This is a genomic window from Agromyces humi, assembly GCF_009720255.1.
Taxonomy (GTDB): domain Bacteria; phylum Actinomycetota; class Actinomycetes; order Actinomycetales; family Microbacteriaceae; genus Agromyces; species Agromyces humi.
Genome location: NZ_WJSP02000024.1, coordinates 1 through 23,529, shown reverse-complemented (window position 1 = coordinate 23,529; position 23,529 = coordinate 1). Strand labels below are relative to the sequence as shown.

Genomic DNA, 23,529 nt, shown 5'->3' with positions numbered 1-23,529 from the left:
CGACCGGCGGCGCATCGGATGCCAACTTCGTGGCCGCCGCGGGCGTGGCGACCCTCGACGGACTCGGGCCGATCGGCGGCGACGACCACGCCGCGACGGAATGGCTCGATCTCGACAGCGTGCCCGAGCGGGTCGCGCTCCTCGCCGCGCTCATCGCCGACCTCGCGCACCGCCCACCACTACGCTGTGACGTGATCTCGTGAGGGGAGCCGACGATGGCGAGTGAACCGGCACCGGTCACGTCCGTGGCCGAGGCGATCCGTTCGCGCATGGGCGAGCTCTCGCCCGCGGAGCGGAAGGTCGGGCGGGCGCTGCTCAACGGCTACCCGTCCGCCGGGTTCGAGACGGTGGCGCGGCTGGCCTCCCGGGCCGGCGTGAGCGGGCCAACGGTGGTGCGATTCGCGACGAGGCTCGGCTACCGGGGATTCCCCGAGTTCCAGCAGGCGCTCAGGGACGACCTCGACCAGCGTTCGGCCTCACCGCTCACGATCTACGACCGCGCGGTCGAGCACCCCTCGCCGGCGGAGCCGGCGGATCCCGCAGCCATCGCCGTGTCGTCCGTGGAGCGCACGTTCGCCACGGTGCCGCCCCACGACATCCAGGCGTGCGCTGAGGCGCTCGCGGATCCGCGGGCGCAGATCCGGCTCGCCGGTGGCCGCTACAGCCAGCTCCTCGCGCGGTTCCTCGAGCTGCACCTCCGCTCGATGCGCTCCGGCGCCGCGATGCTTCCCGACGAGACCACCAGCCGGGCGGCCGAGATGGGCACCCTGACCCGCCGCGATGTGCTCGTGCTCTTCGATTTCCGCCGGTATGAGGAGCCGACTCGGGCGCTGGCCGAGTTCGCCGCCGCGAAACGGACGCGGGTGGTGCTCTTCACCGACACCTGGATGTCACCGATCGCCTCCGTGGCGACGGTGGTGCTCCCGAGCGCGACGGACTCGTCGTCGCCGTTCGACGCGATGACGCCGGCGATGGCCCTCGTCGAAGCGGTGATCGCCTCGTGCTTCGAACGGCTCGGCGAGTCGGCGACCGAGCGGATGCGCCACACCGAACGCGACGCGCACGCACTCGGGCTGGTCTGAAGCACGCGGGACATCCCGCCCGGTGTGGAGCCGTAGCGCCCCAGCCGTTCGTTCAGCCGAGCCGGCGCAGCGCCGCCGCGAGGGTGGCGCGGAACTCCGGCCCGTCGGGCGGTTGCGGCGCTGCGCCGTCACGCATCCGTCGCGCCCACTCCACGCCGACGTAGCGCATGACTCCCGCAAGCATGTGCGTGATGAGCTCGGCCTGCGCATCGAGCTCGGCGTCGGATGCGGCATCCGTGCCGTCCCTGCCCGACTGCTGGCGGAGGCGGAGGGCGATGATCTCGCGGAGCTCGCCCTCGATCGCGGCCAGCCGTTCCATCTGCCGGGCGAGCAGGGCCGGATGGGTCGAGATGGCCCGGAATCGCTCGGCCATGACGGCGTGGTCGCCGGGCAACTTCGACGGGTCGACTCGGATGAGGCCGACGGCCTCGGCGAGGAGCGGCCCGTCGGACACGATGAACGCGCGCGCCGCGCGCTCGTCGATGGTGGGGAGGTCCACGCCGAGCAGCGCCGCATCCTTCGTCTTGAAGTGGTTGAAGAAGGTGCGCTGGGAGACGCCGGCCGCCTCGCAGATCATGTCGACCGTGACCAGGTCGTAGCCGTGCTCGAGCACGAGCTCGACGGCGGCGCGTTCGATGGCGGCGGTCGTCTCGGCGGCACCGCGACGACGCGGCCCTGCACCCGGTGCGGTCGACATGATCTGCGCTCCTTCCGCTACTCGTACCGTAGCGACTCGATCGGGTGCTGTCGGGCTGCCCGGCGGGCCGGCAGCACACCCGAGAGGAAGGCGATGAGCATGATCGCCGCGATCACGAGGGCCACGCTCAGCGGGTCGAACAGCAGGAGAGTCAGTCCCGGCAGGGCGGCCAAGGGTCCCGCCGCGGCGACCGAGGAGATCGCACTGCCGACCCCGATGGCCGCCAGGGCGCCGAGCGCACTGCCGAGGAATCCGATGACGACGGCTTCGAGGCTGAACAGGCCGAAGACCCGTCCGTTCGACATGCCCATCGCCTTCATCAGCCCGATCTCTCGGGTGCGCTCCTGCACGCTCATCAGCAGCGTGTTGATGATGCCGAAGGAGGCGGCGATGAGGGCGACGATCGCGAACGCGCTGAGCACGCCGATGATGCCGTTGATGATGGTCTGCACGACGCCCAGCTGGTCCTCGACCGTCTGTCCGGCGAGGTCGGCGTCGGCGAGCGCGACCTTCACGCCGGCCACGTCGTCGTCGGTGACGGTGCCGTCGCCGCCTGACCCGGTGAGGTAGGCGACCGCGACGGCGTAGGCGTCGGGCTGCCCGGGCACGGCCTGCGCGTCGGCGATCTCGGTCGTGAGCGCCTGGTTGGCGCCCGCGCCCGAGGCCAGCAGGCTCGTGCGGGCGACGCCGACCACGGTGGCCTCGGTGGTCCGCTCACTGCGGTCCGCGCCCGAGTAGCCGAGCTCGATGGTGCGGCCGATCGCATCGCCGGCGTCCTCGTATCCGAGGGCGTCGACGTAGTCCTCGGGCAGGATGACCTGCGCGTCCTCGGCCTCCTGGTCGAGCTGCGCTCCCGCGACGAGATCGCTGCGACCGATCGACGAGGTGGGGTTCACGCTGAGCTCGTACCTGGTGTCGATGGACGTGTCGGATGACGCGACCCAGTCCACGGAGATGGAGCGGATGGGTTCCACCCGGTCGACGCCGTCGATCGCGGCGATCGAGTCGAGGTCGTCGTCGTTCATGAGCGTGCCCCCGCCGAGCGGGTTCGCCTGGGAGGACTGCTGGCGCCCGTCGGGGTCGTACTCCGTCGGACCTTCGGTGGTGTCGGTCGTGGTCGCGGGGGTCACGAGCAGCACGTCCCCGGTCGAGAGGGAGGCGACCTGCTTCGTGACGTAGTCGCTGACCCCCGCGCCGAGTGCGGTGGTGAGCGTCAAGGTGAAGGCGCCGACGAACAGCGACAGCACGGTGAGCGTGGTGCGCAGCTTCGAGCGGAAGGCGTTCCGCGTGGCGCTCGTGATCACGTCGGTGGCCCTCATCGACCCGCTCCTTCCGAGATGACGGACGCCGCGGCATCCGATTCACCGACGATCAGGCCGTCGGCGATCGTGATGCGGCGATCGCAGCGTGCGGCGAGTTCCTCGTCGTGCGTCACGACCACGAGGGTGATGCCGCGCTCGCGCTGGAGGCCGAAGAGCAGGTCCTCCACCTGGTGTCCGGTGGCGGTGTCGAGGTTGCCGGTCGGTTCGTCGGCGAAGATCAGGTCCGGCTCGTTGACGAGGGCGCGGGCGATCACGACGCGCTGCTTCTGGCCGCCGGACAGGTCGTTGGCCTTGTTGCCGGCCTTGTCGGCGAGCCCGAGTGCGTCGAGCGTCGCGAGCGCGCGACGTCGCCGTTCGCGCGGCGCGACCCCCGCCACGACGAGCGGCAGGCTCACGTTCTCGAGCACGGTCTGGCCGGCGGTGAGGAAGAACTGCTGGAACACGAATCCGAACCGCTCGTTGCGCAGGCGGTTCACCGCGGGCGCGGAAGCAGCGCCGACGTCTTGGCCGTCGATCTCGACCCGACCGGAGTCGGGTCGGTCGAGCAGTGCGAGCAGGTGCATGAGCGTCGACTTGCCGGAGCCGCTCTTGCCGACGATCGCGAGCGACTCGCCGCGGCGGATCTCGAGCGAGACGCCGCGGAGCGCGTCGAATCGCGCTTGGCCCTTGCCGTAGCTCCGCGTCAGGTCGACGGCTCGCAGCACCGGTGGTGCCGGGGGGTTGGTCATCGAAGTTCCCTTCAGTTCATAAAGCAACTAGGTGCAGTCACTGCACAATAGTCTGCAGAAGCTGAAAGTCTGCTGGTCGACCAGCACCATCTCGCGCGTGATGATCGACCTGAGCGGCGAGCCGTTCGTCGACCTCGCCCAGGAAGCAGCGGGTGCCTTCGCCCGCGACTGAGCGGATCGAGCGAACGCGTCGGGCCGAGATTTCGTCCAACACCCCATGAACGGGGGATTGACCCGGTCATTTCCGCACAACAGACTTTGGGCCTTGGTGGCGTACCCGAGCGCCACTATTCCCGGAGGTTCTCATGCGCGCTTCCAGCGGCATTTCGACGAGACGAGTTCGTATTCGGGAGGGCCGCACCCGCGGCTGGCTCGCCGTGATCGCATCGGGGGCGGTGGTCGCGGCCATGCTCAGTGGCATGCCGGCCTTCGCTTCGACCGTCACGACCGCGACGTTCACCGGGGGTGCCGGCACCGTCTCGTCGGGCGGCACGCTGTACGCGAAGCAGGGCGGTGCGCTGACGCTCACGGCCATCACGAGCAGTGACACCCGATGCGTGGATGTCGCCGGCGCCTTCACCGCGCACGACCAATCTGCCGGGGCCAAGACGAACTGGACGTTCACGACGACGGCCGGTGCGGGCGACGGTGCCCAGGGCGTGACCGTGTTCGCCTCGCCCAACGTGAACGCGCAGGGGAAATGCACGGGCCAAACCAATTCGTTGCAGGCATCGTTCACCCTCGACAACACGGGGCCGGTACTGACCGCGTCCCTTGCACCTGCGGCCAACGCCGCCGGGTGGAACAAGGCCAACGTCGGTATCACCTGGTCGGCGACGGATGCCGGTTCGGGGATCGGCACCGGCCCCACCCCCGCCACGGACAGCGTGAGCTCGAACACGGCGGGCGTCACGAAGAACGCCACGGCAAGCGACCGGCTGGGCAACAGCGGCACCGGCGCGGTGGTCGTCAAGCTCGACAAGATGAACCCGACCATCACCGGAAGCGCTGCTCCGGCCGCCAACGCCGCGGGCTGGAACAACTCGGATGTCACGGTCTCGCTCACGTGCGCGGATGCGCTCTCCGGGATCAAGTCCTGCACGGGTGGCGGCACGGTGGTGCTCTCGACCGAGGGAGCGAACCAGTCGGTGTCCGGAACCGCGGTGGACAACGCGGACAACTCTGCGAGCGCCGGTGTCACCGGCATCAGCATCGACAAGACCGCGCCGACCCTCACTGGCACACCGACCACCTCGCCCAACGGCAACGGCTGGTACAAGGGCGATGTCGCGATCGGATGGTCCGGGGTCGACGCACTGTCCGGGATCAACCCGTCGACGCAGCCCGCGAATGCCCTGATCACCGGTGAGGGCAGCGCGCTGACCGCAACCGCGTCGATCGCGGATAAGGCCGGGAACACGAGGACGGCGTCGAGTGCGCCGGTGCGTGTCGACCGGACGCCTCCGGTGACGGGAATGAGCGGGTCGTCGAACGGTTGGACGAACGGCAGTGTGACGTTGGTGCTGTCGCCGTCCGACAATCTCTCGGGCGTCGGGTCGACGTCGTATGCGATCGATGGCGGAGCAGTGCAGAGCGGGACGAGCGTGACGCTGTCGAGCGAGGGCGATCACTCGATCTCGTTCTTCAGCACCGATCGAGCGGGCAACGTCGAGGCCGCGCAGACGGCCCACGTGAAGATCGACACGACGGCGCCGACGATCGGTCACTCGTTCACGCCGCTGACGTACTCGGAGGGTGCGTGGTCGAACCAGGACGTGACGGTCACGTTCGCGTGTGCTGACGCCGGTTCTGGTGTTGCGTCGTGCACGGCTCCCGTGACGCAGTCGTCTGAGGGTCTCGCTCAGCAGGTGACGGGCACCGCGACCGACAACGCCGGGAACTCCGCGTCGGACACGGCCGTGGTGAGCATCGACAAGACCGCGCCGACGGTCTCGGCATCCGCTGATCGGGCGCCCAACGGTGCCGGTTGGTATCGGGATGCGGTGACGGTGAGCTTCTCCGCCAACGATGCGCTCTCGGGTCTCGCCTCCGCGTCGCCTTCCCAGATCGTGGGCGAGGGTGCGAACCAGTCGGTGACTGGCAGCGCGATGGATGGGGCTGGGAACAGCGCGAGTGCCGGGGTGTCGGGGATCAACGTCGACACGACGGCGCCGGTCCTCGCTGCGGTGTTCTCACCTGGTTGGCACAACGACGATGTGACGGTGCTCTGGTCATGCACGGATGCGCTGTCCGGGGTTGCAGGGGGGCCGGCGGATGACACGGTCACGGGGGAGGGCGGCAACCTGGCGTCGTCGGCCACGTGCACGGATGTCGCCGGGAACACGGCGAGCTCGACGGTGGACGGCATCCAGATCGACCGCACCGCACCGACCACCACCGCGACGGTTCCCGACCCGCTCCCGAGCGGCTGGTATGCCGATGCAGTCCAGGTCGCGCTGACCGGACACGACGCACTCTCCGGCGTGGCGGCGACGTACTACCGCATCGATGGGGCCGCGGCCCAGCCCTACGCCGGCTCCTTCTCATTCACCCAGAAGGGCACGCACACCATCGCGTTCTGGAGCACGGATGTCGCCGGCAACAGCGAAGACGCGACCGTCAACAGCATCACGCTCAAGATCGACGACGTCCCGCCGGTGACGACGGTGATCAACCCGATCTCGCCGGCGAGCGGCTGGTTCGTCATGAGCGGCATCCCGGTCGCGTTCGACGCTGATGACGCGGAGTCCGGTATTGCGGCGACCTACTACGAGATCGACGGTGGCGAGGCGCAGACGTACGGCGTGCCGTTCACCGCGGAGCTCGCCACCGGGAGTCACTCCATCACCTACTGGAGCGTCGACCTCGCCGGCAACGCGGAGGCGAAGCGGACCACGATCGTGAACGTCGACGATGTCGCGCCATCCATCGTGGGCGTCGGGTCACCGGCGGCGAACGGCTTCGGCTGGAACAACACCGACGTCGACGTGACCTTCACCTGCACCGACGCCGAGTCAGGGGTCGCCGGTTGCGGTCCGGATGGAACGGTCAGCACCGAGGGCGCGGACCAGCAGGTCCAGGGCGACACGCAGGACGTGGCCGGCAACGTGAATTCGACCACCGTCGACCACATCAACATCGACAAGACCGCACCGACGCTCGTCGGCAACGCGACCAGCGATGCCAACGGCGCCGGCTGGTACAACGGTGACGTCACCATCGAATGGACGGGGTACGACGCGCTCTCGGGCATCGACCCGGCGACGCAACCGGCCGACGACACGATCAGCGGCGAGGGCACCGACCTGGGTGCCTCAGCCGGCATCTTCGACAGGGCCGGGAACAAGACGACGGCATCGGTGAGCGGAATCGACATCGACCGCACCGCACCGCACATCGAAGGCGGTCCGACGACGACGCCGAATGCCGCCGGCTGGTACCGCGACCAGGTGGTGCTGGACTTCACGTGCACGGATGCACTGTCAGGGGTGGCATCCTGCCCGACCAGCGAGGTGATCTCCGGCGACGGCGCGGGCCAGGCCGTCACCAGCGACCCGGCCGGCGACAAGGCCGGCAACCTCAGCGTCGGCAAGACGGTGGGCGGCATCAACATCGACGGATCCGCCCCGAGCACCACGGCTAACAACCAGTGCACCAAGACCAACGGATGGTGCACCGGCGCGAGCGCGAATGTCGTGCTGACGGCCACCGACCAGGCGGGTCTGTCGGGGGTCAAGGAGATCCACTACAGGATCGACGGCGGCGCGGAGCAGGTGGCAGCAGGTGCAGCGAAGACGGTCAGCGTCCCGCTCGACGGCAGCGGTACCGGCACCGTGCTCTACTGGGCAGTCGATATCGCAGGCAACACCGAGGCCTCGAACGCCGTCGCCCTCAAGTGGGACAACATCGCCCCGATGGTCACCCACACGCTGTCACCCGTCCCCAACGCGAACGACTGGAACACGAGCGACGTCACGGTGACCTTCGGAGCCAAGGACGACGATGCCGGATCCGGGGTGGCCGACGTGACTGGGCCCGTGACCGTCTCCACCGCGACCGACGGACAGCTCCTGATCGGATCGGCCACGGATACCGCAGGCAACGTCGGAACCGACACGGTGACCGTCAAGCTCGACAAGACCGCACCGACCATCAGCGGCGGGGTGGTGAGCGGCACCCAGGGTGCCAACGGTTGGTACGTCGGGGCGGTCACGGTTCACTTCACCTGCGGCGATGACCGATCGGGTGTGGCCACCTGCCCCGATGACGTGATCCTCACCTCCAACGGCGCGAATTCGGCCGGCGGCACAGCGACCGACAAAGCGGGCAACACGGCGGTCACGGCCGTATCCGGGATCAACATCGACACCGAGGCGCCCACCATCACCGCGGTCAACCTCGCCGGCGGCACCTACACGCTCGGTGCCGTACCCGCGGCAAGCTGCACGGCCGGTGATGGCTTCTCCGGCCTTGCCGGATCGTGCGTGGTCACGATCTCCGGAGGAACCCCCAACGGCGTCGGTACCTTCTCGTACACGGCGAGGGCCACGGACACGGCGGGGAACACGGCAACGACGACGGGGACCTACCGGGTGATCTACCGGTTCGACGGATTCCTGCAGCCGATCAACGACACCGCGCACCAGGTCGGCACGTCGACGAGCGTCTTCAAGGGCGGGAGCACGATCCCGGTCAAGCTCCAGCTCAAGAACGCCGGCGGGACGCTGGTGCAGGCCAATGCCGCCCCGGTGTGGCTCACCCCGGCGAAGGGCGCATCGATGAGCCTGCCGGTCGACGAGTCAACCTACGCGGTGGCCGCCGACAGTGGCAGCACCTATCGAGCCGAGGGGTCCCAATACGGCTACAACTGGAAGACACCGTCGGGCGGCAACTACTATCGCGTCGGCGTTCGTCTCGACGATGGGCAGACCTACTTCGTGAACATCGGCTTGCGATAGGGCCCGCGAAGGAGGTCGCCCGTCTGCGACCGCAGTGATCGGAAGCTCCTCCGCTTTCGGTGGAACGGGAGGAGCGGCTCGCTCCGAGCGCTTGGGCATGCCCGAACACTGGTGGGGGGCGGCCGACAGGAGTATCCTGTGCGCGTTCACTAGGGGGATGTGGCCCGCACTGATGCAGGGCCGATGGGGGTGTCGCCATGACGCGCACATCGAAGGATCATCCCGCCCCCGCACCAGGCGAACCGGAATCGTCGGGCGGGCGGGCGGCCGAACGACTCGAGGAGTTCAATCGGGCTCGCGGCCTCGGCGACGAGGAGGACGGCTCGCAGACCGCCCACCCGCGCGAGGCCGAACGTCGCGACGTGCCGACGTCGGACTCGGACGAGGACCAGCACGACCCTGAGAAGGTCTGACCGAACCGTTTGCGAATGGGGGTCCGCACATGCGAACACCGATCGACGTCGACCAGGAGTTCGAAGACGCAGGTACGCCGACAGGGGGTGCCGGGAGGGGTGCGGGGGATGAGACAGCGCGACCGCCGCTGACGCGACCGCCGAACGGCAAGGCGTGGGAACGCCTCGTCCTGTTCGAACAGGAGCGCGGCCTCCTCGAACCCGACGCCGAACGGCCCGAGACGCTCACGGAGGCCGTGCGTGCACTGGATGATGACCCGATGCGGACGCGCTCCGGCCGTGCCATCGAGTACGCCGAGGCGCTCGAAGCGACGGACCTGGGCCTCGACCGGGGCCGGGCGCCGTCGGCGGCGTCCTGGCGACCCCTGGGTCCGACCTTCATGCGGAACGGCCAGACGTACGGTTCCGGCGCGGGATCCCGCGTGGATGTCTCCGGTCGGGTCTCTTCCATCGCGGTCGACCCGTCCGACTCCGCGCATCTGCTCGCCGGCGCAGCCGGCGGTGGCGTGTGGGAGACCCGTGACAGCGGCGCCACATGGATTCCTCGCGGAGACGCCCTCACCACCCTCACCGTCGGAGCGCTCGCCTTCGATCCCGTTTCGCCCACGACCGCCTATCTCGGCAGTGGCGAGGGCGACTTCTACGCAGGGCTGGGACAGGGAGTCTTCCGCTCGACCGACGGCGGGACGACCTGGACGCTCGCGGCCGGCGCTCCGTTCATCGGCGCCGGCTTCCACGCGCTCGTCGTCGACCCATCGGACCACGCCACTCTCTACGCGGCCACGACGATCGGCGTCTACACCTCGTCGGACAGCGGGACGACCTGGACACAGCGACAGCCTGCGCTCGCATGGAGCGTCTCCGTGCATCCGAACGGCGGCGACACGGAGGTGCTCGCGTCGACGCAGGCGGGCGTGGTCCGGTCGACCGATCGCGGAAGCACCTGGAACACGGTGGCCCTCACCGGCGTGCCGAATCCGGCGAACTACTCCCGTCTCTCGGTGAGCCACGCACCATCCAACGGTGGTGTCGCGTGGGCCTGGGGAGCGTCCGATCCTCCTATGCCGCTCGGCATGGGAACCCAGCCGACGCCCCGCCTGTGGCGGCGTGCGACCGCCACTGGCACGTTCACGGCGATCGCGACCGACCCGGCGGTGCGCACCGGCCAGTCCTGGTACGACTGGTACGTCCAGGGCGACCCCACCTCCGACGCCTCCGTCTACGTCGGCGAGATCAATCTCTTCCGCGTCGATCGGCAGGGCCGCACCTGGGTGTGGACGAACCTGTCGAGCAAGACGAACGGCGACAGCATCCACCCCGACCAGCACTGCCTCACGTACGACCCCGTCAACGGCCAGGTGATCTACGCCGGATGCGACGGCGGCATCTTCCGGTCACGGGACCGCGGCACCACATGGGGCGACCTCAACGACGGTCTCGCGATCACCGAGATCGAGTACCTCGCCCAGGACGTCGGCTCGTCTCGATGGCTCCTCGGCGGGACGCAGGACAACGGGAGCATCCGCTACGTCGCCAACCCGGTCTGGGACCACGTCGCCGACGGCGACGGCGGCGATTGCGGCTCCAGCTCCACCGACGCGAACCGCGTCTATCACTCCTTCTTCCGCATGGGACTCGAACGCTCCAGCGACAAGGGGAACACGTGGACCTGGGTCCCGACCGGCAACCGCGACCCATCCGTCTACGGCCAGCTGTTCTACCCTCCGCTCGAGGCCAACGACATGACGGTCGCCCAAGCCGGAGCGAGCGTCTTCCTCTCGCGCGACGGCGGGGCGTCCTTCACCGAGGTCGCCCTGCCGGGGGCGCCGGTGGCATCGGCGATGCACATGCCGTCAGCGGATGCCGCGTATGTCGGCACGACGGGCGGGCGCCTCTTCCGCATCACCTGGAACGGGACGTCATGGACCGCGCCGGTCGAACTGACCTCGCCGCGCGCGGCGTGGATCAGCGACATCTGGGTCGACCCGGTCGTGACGAGTCGTATCTGGGTCACCTCGTCCCGGATCAACGGCGGTCGCGTGTTCCGCAGCATCGACTCCGGATCGTCATGGGTCGATCGTTCGGCGGGACTGCCGGTACTTCCGATCAACGCGGTGGCGGTGCATCCGGGCAATGCGGACCGGGTCTGGGTGGCAGCCGACAAGGGGGTCTTCCAGTCCTTCGACGGCGGCGGATCCTGGTCGAGCATGTCTGCGGGACTTCCGAACTGCATCATCGCCGACCTGCTGTACCACCCCGACGCACACCTGCTCCGGGCCGGCACACGGAACCGCGGCGTGTGGGAGTACGCCGTCGAGAGCATCGACGCGCCGATCTGCGGTCGCCAGTGGACGGGCACGATTCCCGGCGGCGCGACGCAGCGGTGGTTCACGTTCCGGTGGCCCGCAACGTGGCACGTGCTCTGGACCGTGATGCCCACCACCGTGAAGAACGGCGCACCCGAACTGGGCTTCGACGTGCAGATCGAACGCGCGGACGCCCGGTACGTGACGTACTGGGTCACGGTGCGCAACCTGACGGCACAGCCCGTCGACTTCGAGGGTCGCTACGCGATCCTCAGCTACAGGTGACCGAGGAGGAGACGCCCATGTACACGGGAACACAATGGACCGGCACGCTCGCGGCGAACCAGACGGCGAAGTGGTTCACGTTCAACTGGCCGGCGGATCGACATATCGTCTGGTACGTCGTGCCGACATCGCCGAAGGTCGGGGCTCCGCAACTGGACTGGGACACCGAGGTGGAGCGGGCGGACGGAACCCACTGCACCTACTGGATCACCGTGAAGAACCTCACGAACACTGCGGTCACCTTCGAGGGCCGCTACGCCGTGCTGAACTGAGGAGTCGACATGCGCATCACGATCGAGATCGACGACGGCGACCGGCAGTCGCGTCTGGAAGTGACGGGTGCTTCGGCTGAAGCGGTGGCGTCAGGCGAGGCATCCGAAGCCGCACTGGCCGCTCCGCTCGATGCCGGACCTGCGCCGGACATCTTCACGGGACGAGCCGAGCCACCGCCCGGAGTGACCGACCTCTCGTCCGGGCCGGTCGTGTCCGATGGCTCGGTCGTGGACGCCGGCGCGGCACCGCCGGAGCTGCCCTGACCCGTTCGTCGGCGCACGCCGAGAAGTGACTCCACCACACGTGAAGGGGAGAACGATGGTTCGAATGGTGATCGAGTACGTCCTGGCTGCCGTGTTCGTCGTACTGGCCGTGATCACGGTGACGACACCCCAGTGGATCGAAGCCATCTTCGGTATCGACCCGGATCGCGGCAGCGGCGCCCTCGAATGGCTGATCGTGGCATTCTTCGGCCTCCTTGCCGTCGTGGCGGCAGGCCTGGGAACCCGGGACGCGCTGATACGACGGAAACTCCGGGAGGGATGATCATGGCGCGAGGTATTTCATTGCACATCGGACTCAATCGAGTCGATCCCGCTCACTACGACGGCTGGGATGGCGCGCTGACGGCATGCGAGTTCGACGCCCGGGACATGGAGGCGATCGCCAAGCGCAACGGCTTCGCGACCACGACACTCATGACGGAAGAGGCGACGGCCGACTCGGTGCTGACGGCGATCGCGGCGGCCTCCGAGGGGCTGACGTCGGGGGACCTGTTCCTCTGCTCGTACTCGGGGCACGGCGGTCAGGTGCCTGACCGCAACGATGAAGGGGAGGAGGATCGTTCGGACGAGACCTGGGTCGCCTACGACCGTCAGATCGTCGACGACGAGTTGTACGCCCACTGGGGCAGGTTCGCGCCCGGCGCTCGGATCTTCGTGCTCTCCGACAGCTGTCACAGCGGAACGGTAGCCAGGAGGATCGACGCCGAGGTGCCCGACCCGGTCTCGACGCGGGAGAAGGCGGCCGCCGAGTCACCGCGGTATCGGGCGATGCCTCGCGATGTGATGATCGCGACCTACCGCGCAAACGCCGACGTCTACGACCAGATCCAGCAGCAGGCGCCCGGCGCCGAGCACCGGGATCCGAAGGCCACCGTCCTGCTGATCTCCGGATGCCGCGACGACCAGCTGTCCCTCGACGGGTTCAGCAACGGGCTGTTCACGGAGAACCTCCTGGCGGTCTGGAACGACGGTGCCTGGGAGGGCGGCTATCCGGAGTTCCGCGAGACGATCCGCGCCCGCATGCCGGACCGGCAGCAGCCCAATTACTACCCGGTGGGCGCCGCCAATCCGGAGTTCGAACACTCGAAGCCATTCACGATCGGCTGACGACGCGACCACCTCTGACGAAGTGAGTGCTGGTGCGCTGGGCGATCGTCGTCGGCATCGACGAATACGGGGATCCCGAGATGCGGTTGTCCGCATCCGTGTCCGATGCCCGCAGGTTCCGGGATTGGGTGATCGATCCCGATGGCGGCGGCGTGCCCGAGTCCAATCTGCGGTTGCTGCTCTCGCCCTCCGGCGATTCCGCATCCGACGTCCCGGCCGCGACCAAGGACAACATCGTCAGCGCGATCAACGAGGTGGTCGTGGCCGCGGCCGACCAGCAGCCCGAACGGCTCTACTTCTACTTCGCCGGTCACGGGATCACCGCCCGGGTCGCGAACCGGGACGAGAGTGCGCTCGTCACCCCGGGGTTCGATGCGTTGCATCCCGACCATTCGCTGGCCGTCCGCTCGATCGCCGAGTACTTCGAGACGACCTCGTTCGCCGACCAGTTCCTGTTCATCGACGCCTGCCGCAACATTCCATGGGCGGACCGGGAGTTCGAGGTCGGCCGCTGGCCGGTGCCGCGCCGGAGGGATCCGGGCGCGCCCCCCACCCAGCAGTTCATCCTCTACGCGACGGCGCCCGGCCACACCGCCGAGGAGGTGGGCTGGCCGGGGGAGGCGACCGGCGCGTTCACGAGCGCACTGATGGAGGGCCTCGAGGGCACCGGCAACGCGAAGGCGTGGTCGTGGGAACGGAACTGCTACGAAGTCCGCTGGGAGCGCCTCGCCACCTTCATCAAGGAGCGGATGACCGCCCGGATGCCGTCGGGCGTTCCAGAGACGGCGTGGCGGGCTCAGATCCCCCAGGACACGGGCACACGTGGCGTCGCGAACCGCGACCGCGACGCCTCGCTGGTCTCGTTTCCGAGCGGGAGTTTCAAGCCCCTGGCACTCACCGTCGACCTCGCGCTCGATGCGAAGCACAAGAACGCCCAGGTGAGCGTGCTCGACGCGCTCGGCGAGCCGGTTGCCTCCGTGCTCGGGGTGACCGGGCAGTCCCAGACGTTCACGCTCCCGCCCAAGACGTACGCGGTCCGTGTCACGACCACCACCCCGAAGGACCTGTTCGGCTCGCTCAAAGCGCCGATCGAGCTCTACCGCGACCAGCGCGAGACGATCGAGCTCCGCCCGCGAGACACGGGGACGGACACGCACATGGTCACCGAGCCGGTCGGGCCGGAGGAGATTGCGGAGGCCGGTCGCTCGGAGCCCCTCGGCACCATCTCGATCGAGTCGTCGGACGTGCTCGCCGTGGCGGAGATCGTGGACGAGGCGGGCCGGGCGGTGGCGATCCGGCCGGCGGGCGAGCGCGTCGACCTCAGGCCGGGGTTCTACCAGATCCGGCATATCGGGCCGGATGCGACGGGGGACCCCACTTTCGTGGTGCTGGCCGCCGGCGAATCCGAACGGATACCGCTCACGCCGAAATCGCCGGAGCCGATCGTCATCGCGCTGACGTCGGCGCTCGGCGGGCGGGTCGACGGCGGGTACGTGACCATGAGCGAGGAATCGACGGCGTGGGCCCGCCCGTCGACGATCGTGGCGGCCGGAGTCTCGATGCTGCTGAGCGGAGAGACACCAGCCGCGATGGGGGGCGGCGACGTGCTCGGACCGCTCGGCGATCGATCGGGCGTCGCCGTGTTCGCCGTCGGGCGTGGGATCGACGGCCAGGTGGACACGGCGGCGGTCCGACGACTGGAGGTCGCGATCTGGCCGGCAGGGGAGCCGGTCGAGGGACCAGGGGCGCAGCTCGAGCCCTCTCGGGCGGGCATCGCCGGGATGGTGGTGCCGGCGGACCCGGTGCCCCACTGGGTGTCGTTCACGGCGCAGGGAGCCGAGCCGATGGTGGTCTCGGTGCCAGTGCTGCCGCGCCGGCTGGCGACCCTGGTCGCACAGGTCGACAACGAGCGCATTCGGTTGCACCAGTACCATCCCGAGATCGGGGCCGGCACGTCGTCCACGGTGGGCCGACTGTGGCGCGTCGAGTACCTCCAGCGGATGCTGCTCGCGGGGCGCATCGACGTCGCCGAAGGGCTCGCTCGCGAGCTCGCGGCCACGGCGTCCGAGGACCCCTTCGCGGGGATCGTCGCGGGATACGCGCTGCTGCGCCTGGGGAAGCACGGAACCCTGGGCGACCTCGCGTCGACGGTCATCACGGCTGCTCCGACCGTGAGCGACGGCTACATCCTCCGCGCGGAGCACGAGTTCGGGACCGGACGTCGCGAGTTGGCGGAGCAGGCGTTCATCAATGCGGTCGACTGCGGAATCCCGGCGTTCGGCGAGGGCCTGACACGACTCCTCGAGGGGTTGCGGTCGACCAGGTTGGGCCTTCCCCGCGGCGCCCTCGTCCGGCACATCTTCCAGCGTCACGCTCGGGGTTCGATGTGGGCCGCCTTCACGCCACGCCGAGGACTCGAGCCGGGCCATGCCGTGATCAGCGTCGTGGACCTCGGCTTCGAGGCATAGCGAGCTCGACGTAGCGGGTGCAATCCGGGGAACGTGCAGGTGGTGGCAGATGGTCGGAAAGGCGCAAACCGGGGCGAGGACCCACGTGCAGTTCTGGCCGGCGCGCACGCTCAGCCGGGATCGTGGTCGTGAATCTCGAAGACGGTCGAGCGTGGTGGGAATCCCGTCTCCTCATCCTGTGCTCGGGCGCGTTACGCCTCGGGCGTCCTGAGGTGATGGTGTTCACCGCCCTCTCGCACACATGGCTGGGTGAAGTGGCGCGCTCGCACGGGCTCCCGCTCGGTCACTGAACCACCGCGCCACTGAGCGGGTGGGAGGGACGACATGCCCGGTCCACCCGCTCAGTACGTCGCGCGGCCGCCGCTGATGTCGTAGACCGCCCCGGTGGAGAAGCTGACCTTCTCGGAGGCGAGCCAGGCGACGAGTTCGGCGACCTCCTCGGGCTGTCCGATGCGCTTCATCGGGATGAGATTCGTGATGTGTGCCAGCGCCTCGGGCGCAGTCTCCGCGTTCATGGGAGTGGAGATCACGGCGGGCGCGATGGCGTTGACGAGAACCCCGGTCGTCGCCAGCTCCTTGCCGGCCGACTTCGTGAGCGCGATCACCGCAGCCTTGGAGGCGGAGTAGATCGAGAGGTTCGGGTTGCCGTCCTTGCCGGCCATGCTCGCGAAGTTCACGACGCGCCCCCATCGACGGTCGACCATGCCCGGAATGAATGCCCGCATGGTTGCGACCGTCCCGAGCACGTTCACGTCGAGGACCCGGCGCCAATCCTCCGCACGAGTCTCGAGCAGGGGCACGCCCGGCCCGACGATACCGGCCGAGTTGATGAGGATGTCGACCGGGCCCAGCTCGGCGACGACGGAGGCCAGGGCGCGCTCATCGGTCACGTCCAGCCGGTGGTCGACCTCGCCGGCGAGGTCGAGGGTGACGACATTCACGCCGTCCTCGCGCAGCCGGTCGGCGGTCGCCGCCCCGAGTCCGCGGGCGCCGCCCGTGATCACGGCAGTCCTCATGCGGTGGTCTCCTTGCTGTGGTGGTCGGCGCCGATGCCGACGTGGATCTTGGGTCCGGGGCCGGCGCCCTCGGGCCGTTCGCCGGCCAGCACGGGCGCGAGCCGGTCGAGCTCGACGGTGGCGGCGATGAGCGGCCTGGGGTCGACGTCGCCGCTGGCGTACGCGGCGATGGCCTCCGTGAGGCCGGGCGATGCGCTGAGGATGCCGACGGCCGTCACATCCTTCAAGGCCATCGCGCGAGTGTCGATGAGGCTGAGGCTGCCGGCCAGACCCACGTAGACCACGCGCTTGCCGGGCTCGACGAGATCGAGCGCCTTCGCGGGCAGGTGCGGCGCGTTCGAGGCGTCGATCACCGCGTCCCAGGGCAGTTCGGGCAGGGCGTCCTCGGTCCAGACGCCCTCGAAGCCGAGCGAGCGAGCGAACTCGAGCGAACGCTCGCTGCGTCCGAGGAGGTGCACCTCGGCGCCGCCCGCGCGGGCGAACATCGCCGTGAGCAGCCCGATGGTGCCGGGACCGAGGACGAGTGCGCGGTCGCCTCGATGCAGGTCGGCGGCCTGAACTGAGCGCAACGCGTTGCCGCCGGGTTCGACGAGGGCGCCGAGTGCGTCGTCGACCGCGTCGGGCAGTTCACGGAGCGAGGGAGCGGGCACGGCGACCTGCTCGGCCAACGCACCGGGGCGGCCATCGCGGATCCCCAGCTCACCGCGGAACTCGCACACGTGCTGGTAGCCGCGCAGGCACCGGCGGCAGACGCCGCAACCGAGCATCGTGTCACCCGTGACACGGCGACCGATCCAGCGCCGGTCCACACCATCGCCGACCGCACGCACGGTGCCCATCCACTCGTGACCGATGCGGATCGGGTACGTCGTGTGGCCGTCGGCGAGGTACTGCATCTCGCCCGTGTAGAGCTCGATATCGGTTCCGCAGACCCCGGCGCGCTGCACGTCGACGATGACGTCGCCGGGGCCGACAGTCGGCGGTGCGACATCCTGCACCGATGCCTCGCCCGGGGCGGTGATCACGAAGGCCTTCATCGGGGCGCGAGCACGTTCTGGCGCTGGGAGCCCAGCCCATCGATGCCGAGTTCCATCACATCACCGGGCTGCAGCCAGATCGGCGGCCGGAAGCCCATGCCCACGCCCGGCGGCGTGCCGGTGTTGATGAGGTCGCCCGGCTCGAGCACGAGGAACTGGCTGAGGTAGTGGACGATGAAATAGGGGTCGAAGATCATCGTCGAGGTCGAGCCGGTCTGGCGCCGGGTGCCGTTGACGTCGAGCCACATGCCGAGGTCGAGGACGTCGCCGATCTCGTCGGGCGTCACGAGCCACGGGCCGGCCGGGTTGAACGTCTCTGCCGACTTGCCCTTGGCCCACTGGCCGTTGCGTTCGAGCTGGAATGCGCGCTCGCTGACGTCGTTGACCACGACGAAGCCCGCGATGGCGTTTCGGGCCTGTTCGACGGAGTCGAGGTAGCTCGTGCGGGAGCCGATGACGATGCCGAGCTCGACTTCCCAGTCGGGCTTGGTCGAGCCGCGGGGGATGCGCACGTCGTCATTCGGGCCGACGAGGGTGTTGGGGGACTTGGTGAACAGGATCGGTTCGTCGGGCACGGCCTGGCCGGTCTCGGCTGCATGGTCGCTGTAGTTGAGGCCGATGCAGAGGATCTGGTGCGGTCGCGCGATCGGTGCGCCGATGCGCTGGTCGCCGAGCTCCAGCGCGTGCCCGGATGCTGCACGGGCCTCGATAACGGGTCCGATCCGCTCGAGTCCGCGGCTTCCGAAGAAGCGCTCGTCGAAGTCGTCGACGATGTCGGACAGGTCGACGTATCGTCCGTCGCCGACGAGGGCGGCGGGCGTCTCAGCGCCGAACGCGCCGATGCGGAGGAGTTTCATGAGACCTCACTGGGTGTCGGAGCCGAGAAGCCGGCCCACAACGGTTGGGGGAGCCCGCGCACGCCGGGCCGGACGGTGAAGACCCGGCCCGAGTGCCGGAACTGTTCGAGTTGCTCGTCGTCGAGGTCTTGGGTGGCCGTCGTGATCACGAGCACGTCGAGATCGGGACCAGCGAAGGCGACGCTCGACGTGTGCGGCGCCGGCACGTCGATCGAGGCGACGAGTTCGCCCGACGGCGAGTACCGGTTCACTCGACCAAGGCCCCAGATGGCGATCCAGAGGTGCTCCTCGGCATCCATGCACATGCCGTCGGGATATCCGTCGTCGACGCGGAGGTGCACCGAGCGGGGGCCCACCCGTCCGCTCGCGACGTCGTAGGCGCGGACGAACACGGTCCTCCGTTCGGTGTCGATCGAGTACAGGCGCGACCCGTCGGACGACCAGGCGAGGCCGTTCGAAAGCGTGAGGTCGTCGTCGATCACCTCGATCGACCCGTCATGGCCGACCTGGAGAAGCTCCTCCCGATTCGAGGGTCCCGCGAGGCTCAGTGAACCGATGAGGTACCGGCCGAGCGGGTCGGGCTTGCCGTCGTTGAGGCGTCGCGAGCCGCCGCCCGAGATCACCCGCGGCCCAGGATGCACCACTCCTGCCTCGTCGCGGACGTACAGCCGCTCGGCGCCGGCGATCAGCCACGCACCGGTGGCGGATGGCGCGACCGCACCGATGGTCTCGTCGAGGGCGAGCTCGTCCCGGATCTCAAGGAGCCCATCGGGGGAGAGGTCGGCCGAGTACGCACGGCCGCGCCGGATGTCCACCCACAGCAGACGCGCCCGGACCGAGTCCCAGAACGGGCCCTCCGCCAGCTCGTGCACCTGCGGGTGCGCAACGCGCACGGTGTTCTGGTTCATGCGGTCCTCTCGCGGATGCCGGTCGTCTCGGCGATGATCGCGCGGATCTCGTCGACCGACTCCAGAAGGGTGGAAAGCGGCGTGCGATAGGCCAGCGCGCTGACGCTCACCGCACCGGCGGGCGCCGTCGGCGACGAGAGGTAGACCGGGAAGGCGACGCAGTTGATGCCCAGCTCGTTCTCCTGGTCATCGATCGCATAACCGTCGCGACGTGTGTCGGCGAGGCGGGCGTGGAGGTCTGCTGCCGTCACCGCGGTGTTCGGCGTACGGGCTTCGAGCACGCGGTCGCCGATCCAGGAGGCGACGTCGCGTTCGGTGCGCACGCGAGGGGCGAGGAGCGCCTTGCCGACACCCGTGCTGTGCACGGGATTGCGTCCACCGATCGTCGAGGTCAGTCGCACGGCGCCGATGGGCGGCTCGACCTTCGCGCGGTACACGACCTCGGTGCCGTCCATGACTGCGAAATGGGCGGTCTCTCCGAATCGTTCCGCGAGGCGCTCCAGCAAGGGTCGGACTCGGATGTGCTCGGGTCTGGCCTCGTGATGGGCGAATGCGAGCCGGAGGAACTCGTCGCCGAGGATGTAGTGCCCACGGCCGTCCTGCGACGCGAGGCCCGCACGCCGAAGCGACGCCAGGGCCCGGTGCACCGTGGATTTCGGGCTCCCGGTCAGCCGGACCATCTCGTCGAGCGTCGCGCCCGCCGGATGGGAGGCGAGCTCGATCAGCACCGCGAGCACCCGGTCGGAGCCCACCAGTCGATCGCCGACTGCCTCGAGGTCCGTCATGGAGGTCATTGGCCCTGCCCTTCCGATCGCCTATGCTCACCATAGTTTCATCAGTCAGACCAACATTCCGAAAGTTGGAAAACAATGACGTCTTCTCTGCGGAGCGCCGAGTGGTACTCGGGTGACGGCCGAAACGCCTACATCCATCGCGCGTGGATGCGTCGGGGAGTCCCGGGTGACTTCCACCACCGTCCGCAGATCGCCATCGCGAACACCGCGTCCGACCTCACGCCCTGCAACAGCCACTTCGACGAGATCGCCCAGTCGGTCAAGAACGGCATCTACGAGGCCGGGGGCATCCCACTGGAACTCCCGGTCGTCTCGCTCGGCGAGACCCAGGTGCGACCGACCGCCATGCTCTGGCGCAACATGGCCGCGATGGCGACCGAGGAGATGTTGCGAGCGAATCCGATCGACGGCGTCGTCCTGCTCGGCGGATGCGACAAGACGATCCCGGCACTGCTCATGGCCGCGGCATCCGTCGACATCCCCGCCGTGGTCGTCCCCGGCGGTCCGATGCTCACCGGCCACTTCCGCGGCGAAGCGCTCGGCTGCGGCACCGACGTCTGGCGTCTCAGCGAAGAGGTCCGCGCCGGCGAGCTGAGCGAGGACCTGTTCCTCAAATCCGAGTCGGCCATGATCCGCAGCCGCGGACACTGCAACACGATGGGGACCGCATCGACCATGGCGCTCGTCGCCGAGGCGCTCGGCACCGTGCTGCCGGGGCTCGCGGGAACGCCGGCGCCCGACAGCCGGCTCCTCGAAGGCGCGCAGGAGACCGGAAGGCTCGCGGTGCAACTCGTCGCGCATGATCGGCGACCGAGCACATTCCTGACCAAGGCGTCCTTCCACAACGCGATCGTGGCGCTGGCCGCGATCGGCGGTTCCACGAACGCTGTCGTGCACCTGCTCGCGATCGCGGGCCGGCTCGGCATCGATCTCACCATCGACGACTTCGACCGAATCGGCGCCGACGTGCCGCTGCTCGTGAACCTGCAGCCGGCCGGCACGTACCTGATGGACGACTTCCACCGGGCCGGCGGCTTCCACGCGGTCCTCCGCGAGGTGCGCGACCTCCTCGATGCCGAAGCGCTCACGATCTCCGGCCGGCCGCTGGTCGACTACCTCGACGACGCGAGGATCTGGGATGCCGACGTCATCACCCCGCGCGGACACGCGCTGCTGCCGGCCGCCGGCATCTCGGTCCTCCGCGGCTCCCTCGCCCCCGGCGGCGCCATCATCAAGCCCGCCGCGGCCTCGCCGCACCTGCTCAAGCACCGCGGCCCGGCGGTCGTCTTCGACAGCATCGAGGACTTCCGCGCCAGGATCGATGACCCCGACCTCGACATCGACGAGAACTCGGTGATGATCCTGCGCGGCTGCGGTCCGATGGGGTATCCGGGCATGCCCGAGGTCGCCAACATGCCACTGCCGAAGAAGCTCCTCGAGAAGGGCGTGCGTGACATGGTGCGTATCTGCGATGGACGGATGTCGGGCACCGCCTACGGCACCGTCATCCTGCACGTCACCCCAGAGGCGGCCGCAGGTGGCCCGCTCGCGCGGGTGCAGACGGGGGACTGGATCGACCTCGACGTGCGCAACCGCCGCCTGGACGTCGAGGTGCCGGCCGACGAGATGGAGGCCCGCGGCGTGGACGAGGCGACCGTGAGGGGCTTCGCCAATCCGCGGCGCGGATGGGAGCGACTTTACGTCGACCACGTCATGCAGGCGGACACCGGCGCCGACCTCGACTTCCTCGTCGGGTCGAGCGGCTCGAAGGTCAGCCGTGAGTCCCACTGACGACGAGCGCGAACCGAGACCGCGGGGGTGCCTCGCCCATCGCGGTCAGGAGTCGCTGGACCCGGAGGAGCGGTCGGGCAGGTAGGGCTGGATGGCCGCCCACAACGCACGTCGGCCGCACAGGCATCGAGTCCGCAGGTTCAGGCGACCTCGCGGACGCGCCCTTCGCCGCGCCGTCAGCCTGCCAGCTGTCACCAGGTGAGCTCCATCGCTCGCCTCGAGGACCTGCTGGTGACGAGGTCGTCCTCACGTTGAGCGAGGCCGACCTGCCCCGGAACCGGTGTCGATCGGTCGTGAGGTGGCGACGCGAAGAAACTCCATACGAGTGCATCCGATTCCGCCCATTCGGCGGAAGTAGGTGATGAAGGCAACTCGCCGCCCCGTCACGGGGCTCACCTGGAGGGAACCATGAAGAAGATCCTCGCCGCCGCCATCGGCGCCGGAGCACTCGTCGTGCTCGGTGCCGTCGCCCCTGCCAACGCCGCCGACGCCCCGGCCAAGCTGTCCGTGCTCCACGGCGTGCCGGGCCTCACGGTCGACGTCTATGTCGACGACCAACTCACGCTCGACGACTTCAAGCCGGGTGACCTCGCCGGCCCGCTCGAGCTGCCGGCCGGCACCTACACGGTGGCCATCACCGCGTCGGATGCCGCTGACGCCTCGGCCCCGGCCATCGGACCCGTCGACCTGCCCCTGGAGTCGGGCAAGGACTACACCGCGGTCGCGCACCTCACCGAGGCCGGCGAGCCGACGGCCACGCTGTTCACGAACGACATCTCGCAGACCGCGCCCGGCGAGGGCCGGCTGACCGTCCGCCACGTCGCCGCCGCACCCGCGGTCGACGTGCTCGCCGGCGGAGCCCCCGTCATCACGAACCTGACGAACCCGAACGAGCAGATCCTCAACCTGCCGGCCGGCGTGGTCTCGGCGTCCGTCGCGGCCGCCGGCACCACCACCCCGGTCATCGGGCCGGCCGATGTCGACGTCGCAGAAGGCACGAACACGATCGTCTACGCATGGGGGAGCCTGGACGATGCCAACCTGGCACTTGCCGTGCAGACCATCGGCGGGCTCCACTCGACTCCCGACGGCGTCCCGGCGGGCGTGGCCGGCCTCGCGGCCACCAACGCCCCTGGTTTGGGAACTGCCGGCTGGGTGGTCACCGCGGCGGCCCTCCTCGCGGCGGCGGCCCTGGGCGTCGCC

The 23,529-nt window shown here is 69.2% G+C and carries 21 protein-coding genes; 13 read left to right on the top strand and 8 right to left on the bottom strand.

The genetic code is table 11. The annotated features are described in order from the left end of the window. On the top strand, nt 1–203 hold a 203-nt coding region (locus GH736_RS04490; RefSeq protein ID WP_162529543.1), incomplete at its 5' end, for a M20/M25/M40 family metallo-hydrolase. A 12-nt stretch (nt 204–215) separates the two neighbouring features. Next, entirely contained in the window at nt 216–1,082 is an 867-nt protein-coding gene (locus GH736_RS04485) for a MurR/RpiR family transcriptional regulator (RefSeq protein ID WP_159600664.1), read from the top strand. A gap of 52 nt (nt 1,083–1,134) precedes the next feature. Here GH736_RS04485 and GH736_RS04480 read toward each other — a convergent pair whose 3' ends face one another. From GH736_RS04480 to GH736_RS04470, 3 genes are read right to left on the bottom strand one after another with little or no spacing between them, the layout of a single operon-like run. Further along, a complete protein-coding gene (locus GH736_RS04480; RefSeq protein WP_159600662.1) occupies nt 1,135–1,779 on the bottom strand; it encodes a TetR/AcrR family transcriptional regulator in 645 nt (214 codons plus the stop codon). 17 nt (nt 1,780–1,796) lie between these two features. After that, complete coding sequence (locus GH736_RS04475) at nt 1,797–3,098, bottom strand: ABC transporter permease (RefSeq protein ID WP_159600660.1); 1,302 nt, start codon at nt 3,096–3,098, stop codon at nt 1,797–1,799. Then, complete coding sequence (locus GH736_RS04470) at nt 3,095–3,829, bottom strand: ABC transporter ATP-binding protein (protein WP_159600658.1); 735 nt, start codon at nt 3,827–3,829, stop codon at nt 3,095–3,097. Before GH736_RS04470 ends, GH736_RS04475 begins: the two co-directional genes overlap by 4 nt. A 31-nt stretch (nt 3,830–3,860) precedes the next feature. Here GH736_RS04470 and GH736_RS04465 point away from each other — a divergent pair, with 31 nt between their 5' ends. From GH736_RS04465 to GH736_RS04425, 9 genes are all read left to right on the top strand, one after another. Beyond that, nucleotides 3,861–4,001 (top strand): hypothetical protein, encoded by a 141-nt coding sequence (locus GH736_RS04465; RefSeq protein WP_159600656.1) that lies wholly within the window; start codon nt 3,861–3,863, stop codon nt 3,999–4,001. Between the two features lie 247 nt (nt 4,002–4,248). After that, nucleotides 4,249–8,787, top strand: a complete 4,539-nt coding sequence (locus GH736_RS04460) for an OmpL47-type beta-barrel domain-containing protein (RefSeq protein WP_159600654.1) — start codon at nt 4,249–4,251, stop codon at nt 8,785–8,787. A 197-nt stretch (nt 8,788–8,984) separates the two neighbouring features. Further along, a complete protein-coding gene (locus GH736_RS04455; RefSeq protein ID WP_159600652.1) occupies nt 8,985–9,200 on the top strand; it encodes a hypothetical protein in 216 nt (71 codons plus the stop codon). A gap of 29 nt (nt 9,201–9,229) precedes the next feature. After that, nucleotides 9,230–11,791, top strand: coding sequence for a WD40/YVTN/BNR-like repeat-containing protein (locus GH736_RS04450; protein WP_159600650.1), 2,562 nt, complete (start codon nt 9,230–9,232; stop codon nt 11,789–11,791). Nucleotides 11,792–11,808: 17 nt separating this feature from the next. Further along, complete coding sequence (locus GH736_RS04445) at nt 11,809–12,063, top strand: hypothetical protein (protein ID WP_159600648.1); 255 nt, start codon at nt 11,809–11,811, stop codon at nt 12,061–12,063. Nucleotides 12,064–12,072: 9 nt separating this feature from the next. Continuing rightward, the gene (locus tag GH736_RS04440) at nt 12,073–12,327 is read left to right on the top strand and encodes a hypothetical protein (RefSeq protein ID WP_159600646.1); all 255 of its coding nucleotides are present in this window, start codon (nt 12,073–12,075) and stop codon (nt 12,325–12,327) included. A 64-nt stretch (nt 12,328–12,391) separates the two neighbouring features. Beyond that, nucleotides 12,392–12,610 carry an ABC transporter permease gene (locus tag GH736_RS04435; RefSeq protein WP_159600644.1) on the top strand — a complete coding sequence of 73 codons (219 nt, stop codon included), beginning with the start codon at nt 12,392–12,394 and terminating at the stop codon, nt 12,608–12,610. 2 nt (nt 12,611–12,612) lie between these two features. Further along, the gene (locus GH736_RS04430) at nt 12,613–13,455 is read left to right on the top strand and encodes a caspase family protein (protein WP_159600642.1); all 843 of its coding nucleotides are present in this window, start codon (nt 12,613–12,615) and stop codon (nt 13,453–13,455) included. Between the two features lie 32 nt (nt 13,456–13,487). Beyond that, entirely contained in the window at nt 13,488–15,923 is a 2,436-nt protein-coding gene (locus tag GH736_RS04425) for a caspase family protein (protein ID WP_159600640.1), read from the top strand. Nucleotides 15,924–16,264: 341 nt separating this feature from the next. On the opposite strand, the gene GH736_RS04420 is transcribed toward GH736_RS04425, so the two are convergent. Genes GH736_RS04420 through GH736_RS04400 form a run of 5 tightly spaced genes read right to left on the bottom strand, consistent with a single transcriptional unit; the run spans nt 16,265 to nt 20,535 of the window. Continuing rightward, complete coding sequence (locus tag GH736_RS04420) at nt 16,265–16,939, bottom strand: SDR family NAD(P)-dependent oxidoreductase (RefSeq protein ID WP_159600638.1); 675 nt, start codon at nt 16,937–16,939, stop codon at nt 16,265–16,267. After that, on the bottom strand, nt 16,936–17,964 hold the full coding sequence (locus GH736_RS04415) for a zinc-dependent alcohol dehydrogenase (RefSeq protein ID WP_235933833.1): 1,029 nt from the start codon (nt 17,962–17,964) through the stop codon (nt 16,936–16,938). Before GH736_RS04415 ends, GH736_RS04420 begins: the two co-directional genes overlap by 4 nt. A gap of 8 nt (nt 17,965–17,972) precedes the next feature. Then, nucleotides 17,973–18,833, bottom strand: coding sequence for a fumarylacetoacetate hydrolase family protein (locus tag GH736_RS04410; protein WP_159600635.1), 861 nt, complete (start codon nt 18,831–18,833; stop codon nt 17,973–17,975). Next, nucleotides 18,830–19,741 carry an SMP-30/gluconolactonase/LRE family protein gene (locus tag GH736_RS04405; RefSeq protein ID WP_159600633.1) on the bottom strand — a complete coding sequence of 304 codons (912 nt, stop codon included), beginning with the start codon at nt 19,739–19,741 and terminating at the stop codon, nt 18,830–18,832. Before GH736_RS04405 ends, GH736_RS04410 begins: the two co-directional genes overlap by 4 nt. Then, entirely contained in the window at nt 19,738–20,535 is a 798-nt protein-coding gene (locus GH736_RS04400) for an IclR family transcriptional regulator (protein WP_235933832.1), read from the bottom strand. Before GH736_RS04400 ends, GH736_RS04405 begins: the two co-directional genes overlap by 4 nt. A 75-nt stretch (nt 20,536–20,610) precedes the next feature. Here GH736_RS04400 and GH736_RS04395 point away from each other — a divergent pair, with 75 nt between their 5' ends. Together GH736_RS04395 and GH736_RS04390 are read left to right on the top strand one after the other, a co-directional pair. After that, on the top strand, nt 20,611–22,326 hold the full coding sequence (locus tag GH736_RS04395) for an IlvD/Edd family dehydratase (protein ID WP_159600631.1): 1,716 nt from the start codon (nt 20,611–20,613) through the stop codon (nt 22,324–22,326). Nucleotides 22,327–22,734: 408 nt separating this feature from the next. After that, nucleotides 22,735–23,529: DUF4397 domain-containing protein (locus GH736_RS04390; RefSeq protein ID WP_159600629.1), on the top strand; the 795-nt coding region annotated here is incomplete at its 3' end.

What these genes read in the sequence shown, in the direction of transcription:
- GH736_RS04485 (WP_159600664.1), top strand. Translation starts at nt 216, where the DNA reads ATGGCGAGTGAACCGGCACCGGTCACGTCCGTGGCCGAGGCGATCCGT.
- GH736_RS04480 (WP_159600662.1), bottom strand. Translation starts at nt 1,779, where the DNA reads ATGTCGACCGCACCGGGTGCAGGGCCGCGTCGTCGCGGTGCCGCCGAG.
- GH736_RS04475 (WP_159600660.1), bottom strand. Translation starts at nt 3,098, where the DNA reads ATGAGGGCCACCGACGTGATCACGAGCGCCACGCGGAACGCCTTCCGC.
- GH736_RS04470 (WP_159600658.1), bottom strand. Translation starts at nt 3,829, where the DNA reads ATGACCAACCCCCCGGCACCACCGGTGCTGCGAGCCGTCGACCTGACG.
- GH736_RS04460 (WP_159600654.1), top strand. Translation starts at nt 4,249, where the DNA reads ATGCCGGCCTTCGCTTCGACCGTCACGACCGCGACGTTCACCGGGGGT.
- GH736_RS04455 (WP_159600652.1), top strand. Translation starts at nt 8,985, where the DNA reads ATGACGCGCACATCGAAGGATCATCCCGCCCCCGCACCAGGCGAACCG.
- GH736_RS04450 (WP_159600650.1), top strand. Translation starts at nt 9,230, where the DNA reads ATGCGAACACCGATCGACGTCGACCAGGAGTTCGAAGACGCAGGTACG.
- GH736_RS04445 (WP_159600648.1), top strand. Translation starts at nt 11,809, where the DNA reads ATGTACACGGGAACACAATGGACCGGCACGCTCGCGGCGAACCAGACG.
- GH736_RS04440 (WP_159600646.1), top strand. Translation starts at nt 12,073, where the DNA reads ATGCGCATCACGATCGAGATCGACGACGGCGACCGGCAGTCGCGTCTG.
- GH736_RS04435 (WP_159600644.1), top strand. Translation starts at nt 12,392, where the DNA reads ATGGTGATCGAGTACGTCCTGGCTGCCGTGTTCGTCGTACTGGCCGTG.
- GH736_RS04430 (WP_159600642.1), top strand. Translation starts at nt 12,613, where the DNA reads ATGGCGCGAGGTATTTCATTGCACATCGGACTCAATCGAGTCGATCCC.
- GH736_RS04420 (WP_159600638.1), bottom strand. Translation starts at nt 16,939, where the DNA reads ATGAGGACTGCCGTGATCACGGGCGGCGCCCGCGGACTCGGGGCGGCG.
- GH736_RS04410 (WP_159600635.1), bottom strand. Translation starts at nt 18,833, where the DNA reads ATGAAACTCCTCCGCATCGGCGCGTTCGGCGCTGAGACGCCCGCCGCC.
- GH736_RS04405 (WP_159600633.1), bottom strand. Translation starts at nt 19,741, where the DNA reads ATGAACCAGAACACCGTGCGCGTTGCGCACCCGCAGGTGCACGAGCTG.
- GH736_RS04400 (WP_235933832.1), bottom strand. Translation starts at nt 20,535, where the DNA reads ATGACCTCCATGACGGACCTCGAGGCAGTCGGCGATCGACTGGTGGGC.
- GH736_RS04395 (WP_159600631.1), top strand. Translation starts at nt 20,611, where the DNA reads ATGACGTCTTCTCTGCGGAGCGCCGAGTGGTACTCGGGTGACGGCCGA.